This window comes from Niveispirillum sp. FG148 (assembly GCF_057809655.1).
On record NZ_JBMDKJ010000034.1, the window covers coordinates 15,792 to 28,102 of the forward strand.

9 protein-coding genes are annotated in these 12,311 nt (G+C 65.0%); all 9 read left to right on the forward strand.

Annotated elements, in window-relative coordinates; translation table 11 throughout:
• Nucleotides 1–2 precede the first annotated feature (2 nt).
• A complete protein-coding gene (locus ACODTW_RS24290; RefSeq protein ID WP_488948719.1) occupies nucleotides 3–1,163 on the forward strand; it encodes a TIGR03364 family FAD-dependent oxidoreductase in 1,161 nt (386 codons plus the stop codon).
• 307 nt (nucleotides 1,164–1,470) lie between these two features.
• Nucleotides 1,471–2,289 (forward strand): phosphonoacetaldehyde hydrolase, encoded by an 819-nt coding sequence (phnX, locus tag ACODTW_RS24295; protein ID WP_488948720.1) that lies wholly within the window; start codon nucleotides 1,471–1,473, stop codon nucleotides 2,287–2,289.
• An 81-nt stretch (nucleotides 2,290–2,370) separates the two neighbouring features.
• Entirely contained in the window at nucleotides 2,371–3,753 is a 1,383-nt protein-coding gene (pbfA, locus tag ACODTW_RS24300; RefSeq protein ID WP_488948721.1) for a (R)-1-hydroxy-2-aminoethylphosphonate ammonia-lyase, read from the forward strand.
• A gap of 158 nt (nucleotides 3,754–3,911) precedes the next feature.
• A complete protein-coding gene (locus ACODTW_RS24305; protein ID WP_488948722.1) occupies nucleotides 3,912–5,108 on the forward strand; it encodes an acetyltransferase domain-containing protein in 1,197 nt (398 codons plus the stop codon).
• A gap of 271 nt (nucleotides 5,109–5,379) precedes the next feature.
• Nucleotides 5,380–7,530, forward strand: a complete 2,151-nt coding sequence (locus ACODTW_RS24310) for a TonB-dependent siderophore receptor (RefSeq protein WP_488948723.1) — start codon at nucleotides 5,380–5,382, stop codon at nucleotides 7,528–7,530.
• Nucleotides 7,531–7,648: 118 nt separating this feature from the next.
• Nucleotides 7,649–8,578: a 2-hydroxyacid dehydrogenase gene (locus ACODTW_RS24315; protein WP_488948724.1), complete on the forward strand. Its 930-nt coding sequence runs from the start codon at nucleotides 7,649–7,651 to the stop codon at nucleotides 8,576–8,578.
• A 198-nt stretch (nucleotides 8,579–8,776) separates the two neighbouring features.
• Nucleotides 8,777–9,445, forward strand: a complete 669-nt coding sequence (locus tag ACODTW_RS24320) for a haloacid dehalogenase type II (protein ID WP_488948725.1) — start codon at nucleotides 8,777–8,779, stop codon at nucleotides 9,443–9,445.
• A gap of 39 nt (nucleotides 9,446–9,484) precedes the next feature.
• A complete protein-coding gene (locus ACODTW_RS24325; RefSeq protein ID WP_488948726.1) occupies nucleotides 9,485–10,768 on the forward strand; it encodes an NAD(P)/FAD-dependent oxidoreductase in 1,284 nt (427 codons plus the stop codon).
• A gap of 8 nt (nucleotides 10,769–10,776) precedes the next feature.
• On the forward strand, nucleotides 10,777–12,309 hold the full coding sequence (locus ACODTW_RS24330; RefSeq protein WP_488948727.1) for an ABC transporter substrate-binding protein: 1,533 nt from the start codon (nucleotides 10,777–10,779) through the stop codon (nucleotides 12,307–12,309).
• Nucleotides 12,310–12,311: the final 2 nt, after the last annotated feature.

Consider the following 12,311-nt stretch of genomic DNA (forward strand, 5'->3'; position numbering starts at 1 on the left):
ACATGTGGGATGGTTTTGATCTGGTCGTGGTGGGCGGCGGCATCGTCGGCCTGGCCCACGCCCTGGCCGGTGCGCGCCGCGGCCTGTCCGTTGCGCTGTTCGAGCGGGACGAACGGGCCAGCAATGCTTCGATCCGCAATTTCGGCTTCGTCACGGTGACGGGCCAGCGGGCGGGACGCACCTGGGACCGGGCGCGCTACAGCCGCGATGTCTGGGAGCGGGTCGCTGGTCCCGCCGGCATCCCCGTCATCCATCGCGACCTGCTGGTGGTGGCGCACCGGCCGGAGGCAATGGATGTGCTGTCCGCCTTCGCCGATACCGACATGGGGGCGGAATGCCGGCTGCTGGACAGGGCGGGGCTTTACGACCGGCTGCCCATGGCGGCGGGTGGGACCATCGGTGGTCTGTACAGCCCGCATGAACGGCGGGTGGAGCCGCGTACGGCCATCCCCGCGCTCTGGTCCTGGCTGGAAGCGCAAGGCGTGCGCTTCTTCCGGCAGGTGGCCGTGCGCGGGGTGGAACCGGGCTTCGTCGACACGAATGTGGGGCGATTCCGTGCTGGCCATATCGCTGTCTGTCCCGGCCCCGATCTGGCCACCCTGTTCCCCGACCGGCTGCGGGCGCAGCGCCTCAGCCTGTGCAAGTTGCAGATGCTGCGTGTGGCGGCGCCCGGCTGGCGCCTGCCGGCGGCGGTGATGGGCGATCTGTCACTGGTGCGTTACGACGGTTATGCCGCCCTGCCCGCGGCCGCCCCGCTGCGCCAGCGGCTGGAGGGGGAAGTGGCCGATGCGCTGGAAAACGGCATCCACCTGATCATCGTGCAGTCGGAAGATGGCAGCCTGGTCATCGGCGACAGCCACCATTACGGGCCGACGCCCGATCCCTTCGCCAGCCAGTGGGTAGACGACATCATCCTGCGTGAAGCCCGTGCGCTGCTGGACCTGCCGGCCGATCTGACGGTGCAGGAGCGCTGGAACGGCTACTACCCGTCCAGCCCCGACCAGACGGCCTTCATCGACCGCCCGGCCGACGGCATTGCCCTGACCATGGTCAGCAGCGGCACGGGCATGAGCACCGCCTTCGCCCTGGGGGAGGAAGCCCTGGCGCAGTTGCTGGGCGAGCCTGATCCGCTGGCGATTGAGCATCTGTCTGGTTCACGTTGAAGCATTCCCTGCCGTCACCCCGGCCTGCGCCGACAGGCGCCAAGTCAGGGATTTTCACCTTCCCTGCCTCCCCCGCGAAAGCGGGGGTCCAGGAGCCAAGAGCACCGAAGCGTAGTCGCTTGTGGCCCCTGGACCCCCGCTTTCGCGGGGGAGGCAGGTTAGTGCAGGGGGTTAACTTGGTGCCGATGGGCCTGAACCGGGGTGACGGTGGTGAGTGCCAAACCGATTCCACCTAATCCGAGAAATTATAAAACCATACCCCGCCATCCCGTCCGGGACGGCGCAGACATTGAATGGAGATCATCGGATGACCGATGCGACCGACGGACAGATCTTGGCCGTGGTGCTGGATTGGGCCGGCACGGTGCTGGACCATGGCAGCCTGGCGCCTCTGGGCGTATTCCGCCGTGCCTTCGCCCGCCTGGGTGTGGAGATCACGGATGAGGAGGCGCGCGGCCCCATGGGCCTGCCTAAATGGAACCATATTCAGGCGGTGGGCAGGCTGCCGCGCGTGGCCGCTGCCTGGGAACAGGTCATGGGCGCCCCCTTCACCGATGCCGATGTCGACCGGTTGCATGCCCTGTTCCTGCCGCTGACCCTGGAAGCGGTGGCGGAGCGGGCGGCGCTGATCGACGGGGCGCTGGAGACGCTGGCCGACCTGCGCCGGCGCGGACTGAAGATCGGGTCCACCACGGGATATGACCGCCCGACCATGGAGGGGCTGCTGCCGTTGGCCGCCGCCCAGGGGTACAGCCCCGATTGTCTGGTCACGGCCGGGGATCTGCCGCAGGGGCGGCCTAGCCCGCTGATGATGTACAAATGCTTCATCGACCTTCAGGTCTGGCCCGCCCAGGCCGTGGTGAAGGTAGATGACACCCCGCCGGGCATCGGCGAAGGCGTGGCGGCCGGTACCTGGACCGTGGGTGTCAGCGCCACCGGTAACCTGATGGGCCTGGATGCTGCCGCCACCGCGGCATTGCCCCCGGCGGAATTCGCGGCACGCAACGCGGCGGCAGCGCGGGTGCTGGCCGAGGCCGGGGCGCATTACGTCATCGACAGCATCCGCGACCTGCCCCCTGTGCTGGACGATATCAACCGGCGGCTGGCAGCCGGCGAACGGCCCTGATGGACGGAGTTCGCGGTTCCAACTGCGGCGCCAATCTGGTATAGACCAATAATCCCCGACATCTCGACGCACAGGTGCAGAGTGCAGAGTTCGCGCAGCCCGGCCCTTGTCGTGCCGGACGCCATCACCGAGGGCGACATCAACAAGGGTGGCCGCCGCGCCGCCTGGACCGAAGCGCTAGGCCCCGCCGCGCGCCGGGCGGTGGCCCGGGACGAGGCGGTGTTCCTGCGCCAGTCCCTGTCCACCCCCTGCCTGTCGGCCGTGCGCAAGGCGGAAGGCATCTGGATCGAGGATATGGATGGCCGCCGGATCATGGATTTCCATGGCAACAGCGTCCATCATATCGGCTATGGCCATCCGCGGCTGAAGACGGCCCTGGCCCGGCAGATGGATGAACTGCCCTTCGCGCCGCGCCGTTTCACCTGTGACCCGGCCATGGAACTGGCGGAGAAGCTGTCGGCACTGGCGCCCTGGCCCGGCGGGGCCAAGGTGCTGTTCGCACCCGGCGGGTCGGAAGCCGTGGAAATGGCCCTGAAGCTGGCCCGCATCGCCACGGGCCGGTTCAAGACCGTCAGCTTCTGGGATGCCTTCCATGGCGCGGGTCTGGGTGCCTCCAGCCTGGGCGGGGAGCAGCTTTTCAGGGGCCATGGGCCCTTGCTGACGGGGACGGAGCATGTGGCGCCGTTTGCCTGTTACCGCTGCCCCTATGGATTTCCTGGTCGCGGTGTGCCCGACCTTTCCCGCTGCGCCATGGCGTGCGCTACCATCACCGAGTATACGCTGGACAAGCAGGGCGATGTCGCGGCCCTGGTGGCCGAACCGATGCGGGCCGTGCCCACCATCGCGCCCGCCGGCTTCTGGCCGCGCATGCGCACTGCCTGCGACCGGCAGGGCAGCATGATCATCTTTGATGAGATCACGACGGGCCTGGGCAAGACCGGGTCCTTCTTCGCCCATGCCCATGAGGGCATGCTGCCCGACATGCTGGTGTTGGGCAAGGCGCTGGGGGGCGGCATGCTGCCGCTGGCGGCGCTGCTGGTGCGGCCGGACCTTGATGTCGCCGACGCCATCGCCATCGGCCATTACACGCATGAAAAGAACCCGTTGCTGGCCCGCGCCGGCCTGACCACCCTGCAGATCATCGAAGATGAAGGGCTGGTGGAAAATGCCGCGCTTCTGGGGGCCTATGCCCTGGAAAGGTTGCAGGAGATGCGGCAGCGCCATCCCATCATTGGTGATGTGCGTGGGCGCGGCCTGCTGATCGGGGTGGAACTGACCCGCGCCGACGGTTCCCCGGCCTTGGCGGCAGCGGAGGAGATGCTCTATCGCTGTCTGACGGCGGGCCTGTCCTTCAAGCTGACCATGGGATCGGTGCTGACCCTGTCTCCGCCGCTGACCATCACCCGGGCGGATCTGGACCGGGCTCTGTCCATTCTGGAGGAATGTTTACACGGACTGGATTGAGGGGCGCGTCGCCACGGCATTTCCTGTGCTGTGGCCCCCGTCCTATTCGGCAGGTTGCGCTTGCATCCATGCGTATTTCCGCACATCACGCCTGACCACGCGTCTACTCTTGACTGAAACGCCGACCAAAGGCGCCAAGGTCAAGAACGGGGTTCGGGATGACAAGCGTAAGCAGCGCCGGGGCTTCCCCCGGTTTCACCTCCGCCGTCAGTGCCGCCAAGGCACATGCACGGCTGGTTGCCATCGATGCCCTGCGCGGTCTGGTCATGGTCTTCATGCTGGTGGATCATGTGCGCGAAACCTGGTTCCTGCATATGCAGGTGACCGACCCCGTCGATGCGGCCACGGTCGATCCGGCCCTGTTCTTCACGCGGCTGCTGTCCACCTTCTGTGCGCCCACCTTTGTGGCGCTGACCGGTCTGTCGGCCTGGCTTTACGGCCAGTCGCACACCAAGGCGGAGGTCTCGTCCTTCCTGGTCAAGCGCGGCCTGTTCCTGATCTTTCTGGAACTGACCTTTGTTGGCTTTGCCTGGTCGGCGCAGTTCCCGCCCCAGACCTTCTGGTTGCAGGTGATCTGGGCCATCGGCATTTCCATGATCGCACTGGCCGGCCTGCTGCACCTGCCGCGGGCCGTGCAGGTGGGTTTGGGTCTGGTGATCGTGCTGGGGCATAATCTGCTGGACCCGATCCGGCTGGCGCCGGGTGACAGTTTCTATGCCCTGTGGGCCGTGCTGCATCAGCGATCCGTCATCGACATGGGCGGCGGGCTGATCGCCAAGACCACATATCCCGTCCTGCCCTGGATCGGGGTCATCCTTCTGGGCTACGCCACCGGCCCCTGGTTTGCCCGTGGCAGCGATGCCCTGGCCCGCCGTCGCCGGCTGATCCTGCTGGGGGCCGGCATGCTGATCGGATTCGTCGTCATCCGCGCCCTTAATGTCTATGGTGACAAGCCCTGGGTGACCGGGGTCGACGGGCTGCATACTCTCATGGCCTTCCTGTCCCTGACCAAGTACCCGCCGTCGCTGCTGTTCCTGCTGTCCACCGTCGGTACGGGCGTGTTGCTGCTGGCCTTGTTCGAAAAGTATCAGGACAGCCGCGTCATGCCTTGGCTGGCCATGTTCGGCGGGGCGCCCATGTTTTTCTACCTGCTGCATCTTTATGTGCTGAAGGCGCTGTATCTGATCGCCGTTGCCATCTACGGGCTGAACAAGGGCCAGTTCTTCGGCGTCGACAATGTCTCCACCGTCTGGATCTGGGTCGCCATCCTGCTAGTGCCGCTCTATCTGCCGACGCGCTGGTTCGCGGGCGTCAAGCAGCGCCGCCGCGACATCTGGTGGCTGAAATATCTCTAAGCCGTCCCGACCGGGGCGAAAACCGCCCCGGCATTTTCCGCGCATTTCGCGCCCATAACAAAACAACAATCCGTACAGACCGGCCAGTTTGACGAAACAAATCTGCCGTCCGGCCTAAGACTGATGGTGTGAAGGGGCAAGGGCTGCGACCCAAAAAAGGCCTGGCCCTGGAGGAACGTTATAATATAACAGGCGGCGACAAACGATCAGGCGCAAGCCACCGCCGTCAAGAGATGAACAGCGGAGCAGCTTCAAACTAAGGGGAAAAGCAATGAACGTCTTTACCGGGTTCCGTCTGGCGCTGGCCGCTGGTGTTGCGTGTGCCGCGCTTGTTCCCGCCGTGGGCGCCCAGCAGGCCCCTTCGAGCGGCAGCAGCCTTGAAGAAATCATCGTCGTCGGCCAGCGTCAGGCCTATCGCGGCGACGTGGCGTTGAAGGAGACGCCGCAGGCCATCCAGGTGCTGGATGGCGAATTGCTGCAGGATCTGGGCGTCACCAAGCTGGAAGGGGCGCTGGAACTGGCGTCCGGCATCGCCAAGCAGAATAATTTCGGCGGCCTGTGGGATAGCTTCGCCGTCCGCGGCTTCGCCGGCGACGAGAATTTCCCGTCCGGCTTCCTGGTCAATGGCTTCAATGGCGGCCGTGGCTATGGCGGCCCGCGCGATGCCTCCAATATCGACCGGATCGAAGTGCTGAAGGGTCCGAACTCGGCCCTGTTCGGTCGCGGCGAGCCCGGCGGTACGGTGAACATCATCACCAAGAAGCCGAAGTTCAAGACCGAAGGCTCCGTCGGCGTGTCGGCCGGCAGCTACGACACCTATCGTGTCGAAGGCGACATTACCGGCCCGATCACGGAAAAGATCGCGGTACGCCTCAATGGCGCCTACGAGGATGCCGGCAGCTTCCGCGACACCATCGACAGCAAGAAGACGGTGGCCTCGCCCTCCATCCTGGCCGTGCTGACCGAGGACACGACCCTGTCCTATGAGATGGAATATGTAGACATGAAGGTGCCGTTCGATCGCGGCATCGTGGCCGTGAACGGCAAGCTGGGCGCCGTCGATCGCACAACCTTTCTGGGCGAACCCGGTGATGGGCCGACGGAAGTCGAGGTTCTGGGCCATCAGGTCCAGTTTCAGCACGATTTCAGTGACGACTGGAGCCTGCTGCTGGGCGGCAGCTACAAGGACACGTCCTTCGAGGGCTATTCCAGCGACGCCGAACTGGCGTCGGGCCGTCAGACGCTGTTCACGAACGGCTCCTACCTGTCGCGTCAGCGCCGCTACCGCACTTATGACACCGAACACGCGGTTCTGCGTGGCGAGGTCAGCGGAACCTTCGATGTGGCGGGGTTGACCAATCACCTGATCACGGGCGCCGATTGGGACAAGTTCACCATCGACGGGGTGCAGAAGCGCTTCCGCCCGTCCGCCTATACGGCGGGCGCCCCGATCACCGCGAACAACAATGCCGTCAACATCTTCAATCCCGTCTATGGCAGCGTGCCGACCAACCTGTCTGCCTTCACCAATACCCATGAAGTGCAGGATGCCTGGGGCATCTACCTGCAGGACCAGATCGACCTGACGGAGAAGTTCAAGATTCGCTTCGGCGGCCGCTTCGATAATTTCAAGCGCGACTATACGAACAACCTTGCCGCCGCCAGCGCCACCAATCCGACCAAGCGCAGCTACAAGGAATTCAGCCCGCAGGCCGGTCTTGTCTATAACGTGTCGGACGAGATTTCGCTGTATGGCGGCTATGGCAAGGGCTTCCGCCCCAATTCCGGCGCCGGCTTCGGCAACGTCCTGTTCGAACCGGAAAAGTCCACCTCCTATGAAGTGGGCGCCAAGTATGACGACGGCACGATCAACAGCACGATTTCGCTGTACACGATGAAGAAGACCAACGTGCTGACCTCCGACCCGGTCAACGCGGGCTATTCCATCGCCGTCGGCAAGGCCCGCAGCAAGGGGGTCGAGTTCGATCTGAATGCCAAGCTGCCCTATGACAGCCGTCTGTTCATCACCTATGCCTATACCGATGCGGAAGTGGCGTCGGATTTCCTGGATCCCAACTTCTCGCTGCCGATCAAGGAAGGCGACCCGCTGATCAACGTGCCGAAGAACCAGGCCAACGTGATGTTGTTCAAGGATTTCGAGGTTGGTCAGGGCACGGCCAGTGTCGGCGGCGGCATCAATTACGTCTCCAGCCGCCTGGGCGAGACGGGCGTGGCCTTCTATCTGCCCAGCTACACGCTGGTAAAGCTGACCGCGTCTTACGAGCCGGTGGAACAGGTGAAGCTGTCGGTCGATGTCAACAACCTGTTCGACAAGACCTACTATGCCAGTTCCTATGCCCGCCTGTGGGTGGCGCCCGGCACGCCGCGCACCATTACCGGGCATGTGACCTACAAGTTCTGATATCCCGCCGGGGCGGGTTTGCCCGCCCCGGTTCATGTGTACCCCTCCTTATCCTCAAGCCTTCCCCGCCCCTGTTCATCGGGGGCGGGGTTTTCTTTTTGACCTTATCGTGGGGTGGATGATGGCCTTCCTGTTCAAGTCCGACCCGAACCGCGGCCGTGTCTGGCGCGACGCCTTCGCGCGGCTGGCGCCCGATGTGGAATTCCGCACCTGGCCGGAGATCGGGACGGCATCCGACGTCCGATATCTGGCGGCCTGGACGGTGACGCGCGACCTGCTGGACGGGCTGCCGAACCTGGAGGTGCTGTTCTCCGTCGGGGCCGGCGTGGATCAGCTGGACCTGTCACAGGTGCCCGATCATGTGAAGGTCGTGCGCATGATCGAGCCGGGGCTGACCGACGGCATGGTGCAGTACGCCACCTTTGCCACGCTGGCCCTGCATCGCGACATGCTGGATTATCACCAGGCCCAGATGGAATGCCGCTGGGCACCCCGGCCCATGGTTCCGGCCGGCCGGCGGCGCGTGGGCGTCATGGGGCTGGGCAATCTGGGGTCGGCCGTGCTGTCAGCCCTGCGTCCCTTCGGGTTTCAATTGAAAGGGTGGAGCCGGTCGGGTGGTGAGATTGCGGGCGTCGAGGTGCATGCCGGCGCCGATGCCCTGCCCGCCTTTCTGGGCCAATGCGACATCCTGATCTGTCTTCTTCCCCTGACAGAGGATACGCGCGGCATTTTGTGCCGCAAAGCCTTCGATCTTCTGCCGCCGGGTGCCGCCATCATCAATGTCGGACGAGGCGCGCATCTGGTGGAGGATGATCTGCTGGCGGCCCTGGACAACGGCCACCTGTCCGGCGCCGTCATCGATGTGCTGACAACAGAGCCGGCCGCGCCGGATCATCCTTTCTGGCGCCATCCCCGTATCCTGTTGACGCCGCACATTGCCAGCGCCACCCGCGCCGACAGTTCGGCCGAGGTGCTGATCGCCAATATCCGCCGGCATCAGGCCGGAGAAGCCATGGTCGGGCAGATCGACCGCCGCCGGGGATATTGATCGCAACCACCGCTTGGCGGGCTGCATTCCGGTGCAGCAGACTATGCCGGCCGACCGCTGGAAAAAGCCGCATCCCCTGCCGCCGGATGCGCCCTTTCGGGGGGAAGTTCCGGGCCCCTCATGGCCTAATCTGCTTGTGCAGGGGCTGAAACCGGCCCTCTCCGATCCTTCCACCGCAGCAATTGGAAAGACGAAACCATGGCCCCCTTCCGGCCCAAATATATCAGCTTCGACTGCTACGGCACCCTGACCCGCTTCCGCATGTCCGATATGGCGCGGGAGATGTTCCCCGATCGCATTGCGCCGGAACAGATGGACCGGTTCTGCAAGGATTTCGCGGCCTATCGCCTGGATGAGGTGCTGGGCGCCTGGAAGCCCTATGCGGAGGTTATCCACAATGCCGTGGAACGCACCTGCAAGAAGTGGAAGGTGGAATTCCGGCCGGAGGAAGCCAAGCGCATCTATGAGGCCGTGCCCACCTGGGGTCCGCACGCAGACGTGCCGGCTGGCCTGTCGAAGGTGGCCAAGGAAATCCCGCTGGTCATCCTGTCCAACGCCATGAACAGCCAGATCCACCAGAATGTGGCCCTGCTGGGCGCGCCCTTCCATCGTGTCTATACGGCCGAACAGGCCCAGGCCTACAAGCCGCGCTTCCAGGCCTTCGAATATATGTTCGACCAGTTGGGCTGCGGGCCAGAGGACATGATGCATGTCTCCTCCAGCTTCCGCTATGACCACAACAGCGCCACCGACCTGGGCTATGGCGCCCGCGTCTTCGTGGCGCGCGGGCATGAGCCGACGAACCCCAACTATCGTGATTACGAGATCCCGCATATCGGCATCCTGCCGGCCCTGCTGGGTCTCTGATCCCTGACGGACCTTCCCCCTTCCGACCGGTGAAGCATCATGACCTCTTCCCAGACGCTCTCCTACTGGCTGGACACGGCGCCCCGATTTTCGGGGGCTGCGATAGGTCCGGTGGAAGGGCGGGCGGATGTCGCCATCATCGGTGGCGGCTTCACCGGCCTGACGGCGGCCCTGGCGCTGGCCCGGCGCGGGGCGTCGGTGACGTTGCTGGAGGCCGGCCGTGTGGTGGGGGAGGCGTCGGGCCGCAATGGCGGGCAGTGCAACAGTGGCACGGCCCATGACTTTGCGGCGCTGACGGCCCGGTTCGGGCTGGATACGGCGCGGGCCTATTACCAAGCCCATGTCGATGCCGTCGATGATGTGGAGCGGCTGGCGCGGGAAGAGAATATCGACTGCGCCTTCCGCCGTTCCGGCCGGCTGAAACTGGCGGCCAAGTCCGAACATTATGAAAAGCTGGCGCGGGCGGCTGAAACCCTGGCGGCGGTCGATCCCAATGTCAGCCTGATCCCGAAGGAACGGCTGGGGGCGGAGATTGACTGTGACGCCTTCCATGGCGGGCTACTGCAATCGACCAGCGGTCAGTTGCATGTCGCCCGCTTCGGCGTCGGTCTGGCGGAAGCGGCAGCGCGCAAGGGGGCGGTGATCCATGAAGGTGCTCCCGTTACCGGCCTTACCCGCAATGGCAGCGGCTGGACCCTGACTACGCCGCGCGGCAGCGTCCAGGCCGGCCAGGTCCTGGTCGCCACGGGTGGGGCCAGCCCCGTCGGCCCCTTCGGCTGGTTCCGTCGGCGCATTGTATCGGTGGGCAGCTTCGTCATCGCGACGGAGCCGCTGGACCCGGCCGTGGTCGACCGGCTGTTCCCGGGCAAGCGCAACTATGTGACCAGCAAGAATATCGGCAATTACTTCCGTCTGGCCCCAGACAATCGCCTGATCTTCGGGGGCCGTGCCCGTTTTGCCATGTCCGACCCGCTGTCGGATGCCAAAAGCGGGCGCATCCTGGACCAGACGATGCGCAGCCTGTTCCCGGCGCTGAAGGATGTGCGGCTGGATTATTGCTGGGGCGGCATGGTCGACCTGACGGCCGACCGGCTGCCGCGCGCCGGGCAGCATGACGGGCTGTACTATGCCATGGGCTATTCCGGGCATGGCACGCAGATGGCGGTGCATATGGGCCTGCGCATGGCCCGCGTCATGAATGGGGAGCCCGAGGCCAACCCCTGGGCCGGCCTGTCATGGCCGCCCGTGCCGGGCCATCTGGGCAAGCCATGGTTCCTGCCCATGGTCGGGCTGTACTACCGTATCCAGGACATCCTGCATTGAGGGCCGGCATGCGCCTTTCCAGACGCCAGATGATGGGGACGGCACTGGCCGCCGGCATGGCGCCGTTGCTGCCGTCCCGCGCGCCGGGCCAAGCCACCCCCCGGCACGGCGGCCAGATCCGGGTCGCCAGCATGTCCAGTTCCACGGCCGATACGCTGGACCCCGCCAAGGGTGCCTTGTCCACCGATTATGTCCGCCACCACATGTTCTATAACGGCCTGACCGATTATGACGGCGCCGACATGACGCCCCGTCCTTGTCTGGCCGAAAGCCTGGAGAGCGATGATCAGATCCGTTGGCGCGTCACGCTCCGCGCCGGTGTGCGCTTCCATGATGGCAAGCCGCTGACGGCCGACGATGTGGTCTTTTCGCTGCTGCGCCATCTGGACCCGGCCACGGGATCAAAGGTGCGGCCCATCGCGTCACAGATCGCATCCGCCCGCGCCCTCAGCCCCCGCGATGTCGCCATCGAGCTGACGGGGCCGAATGTCGATCTGCCTTCCATCCTGGCCCAGTCGCATTTCCTGATCATCCGGTCGGGCACCACCGATTTCACCGCGGCCAACGGCACCGGTCCCTTCCGTTGCCAGACCTTCCAGCCGGGCGTGCGCACCATCGGCGTGCGCAACCCGGATTATTTCCGGGACGGCCGGCCCTATCTGGATGGTCTGGAACTGATCGGCATTCCGGATGAGGTCAGCCGCGTCAACGCCCTGCTGTCGGGCGACATGCATCTGATCAATGCCGTCAATCCCCGGTCCGCGGCGCGGGTGCGCAACAGTGGTACGCATGCGCTGCTGGAAACCCCGTCGGGCCTTTATACCAACCTGATCCTGCGTCAGGACGGGACGCCCACCGGCAGTTACGATTTCGCCATGGGCATGAAGTACCTGTTCGACCGGCGGCTGATCAAGCGCGCCCTGTTCCGCGATTTCGCCACCATCGGCAATGATCACCCGATCCCGCCCTTTCATCCCTATTACCGGGATGACCTGCCACAGCGGGAACTGGACCTGGACCGGGCGCGCTGGCATTTCGCCAAGCTGAACCTGCCATCCGCCCCCCTGCCTGTCTATGCCTCTCCGGCGGCGGAAGGGTCGGTCGACATGGCGTCGGTGCTGCAGGAATATGGGGCGCGGGTGGGGCTGCGGCTGGCCATCAACCGCATGCCGGCAGACGGCTACTGGTCCACGCACTGGATGAAGCATCCGCTGACCTTCGGCAACACCAACCCGCGGCCCACCGCCGACCTGATCTTCAGCCTGTTCTTCAAGTCCGACGCGGCCTGGAACGAAAGCGGCTGGCGGCACGATCATTTCGACCACCTGCTGCTTCAGGCGCGGGGCGAAGCCGATCCGACCCTGCGCAAGGAAATCTATGGCGAGATGCAGGAACTGGTGCGCGACCATTGCGGCGTCGTCCTGCCGACCTTCATCAGCCAGATCGACGGTTTCGACCAGCGCCTGAAGGGGCTGCTGCCTGTGCCCACCGGTGGCCTGATGGGTTACCGCTTTGCCGAACATGTCTGGTGGGAGGGCTGAAA

What these genes read in the sequence shown, in the direction of transcription:
- ACODTW_RS24305 (WP_488948722.1), top strand. Translation starts at nt 3,912, where the DNA reads ATGACAAGCGTAAGCAGCGCCGGGGCTTCCCCCGGTTTCACCTCCGCC.
- ACODTW_RS24290 (WP_488948719.1), top strand. Translation starts at nt 3, where the DNA reads ATGTGGGATGGTTTTGATCTGGTCGTGGTGGGCGGCGGCATCGTCGGC.
- ACODTW_RS24330 (WP_488948727.1), top strand. Translation starts at nt 10,777, where the DNA reads ATGCGCCTTTCCAGACGCCAGATGATGGGGACGGCACTGGCCGCCGGC.
- ACODTW_RS24325 (WP_488948726.1), top strand. Translation starts at nt 9,485, where the DNA reads ATGACCTCTTCCCAGACGCTCTCCTACTGGCTGGACACGGCGCCCCGA.
- phnX (WP_488948720.1), top strand. Translation starts at nt 1,471, where the DNA reads ATGACCGATGCGACCGACGGACAGATCTTGGCCGTGGTGCTGGATTGG.
- ACODTW_RS24310 (WP_488948723.1), top strand. Translation starts at nt 5,380, where the DNA reads ATGAACGTCTTTACCGGGTTCCGTCTGGCGCTGGCCGCTGGTGTTGCG.
- ACODTW_RS24315 (WP_488948724.1), top strand. Translation starts at nt 7,649, where the DNA reads ATGATGGCCTTCCTGTTCAAGTCCGACCCGAACCGCGGCCGTGTCTGG.
- ACODTW_RS24320 (WP_488948725.1), top strand. Translation starts at nt 8,777, where the DNA reads ATGGCCCCCTTCCGGCCCAAATATATCAGCTTCGACTGCTACGGCACC.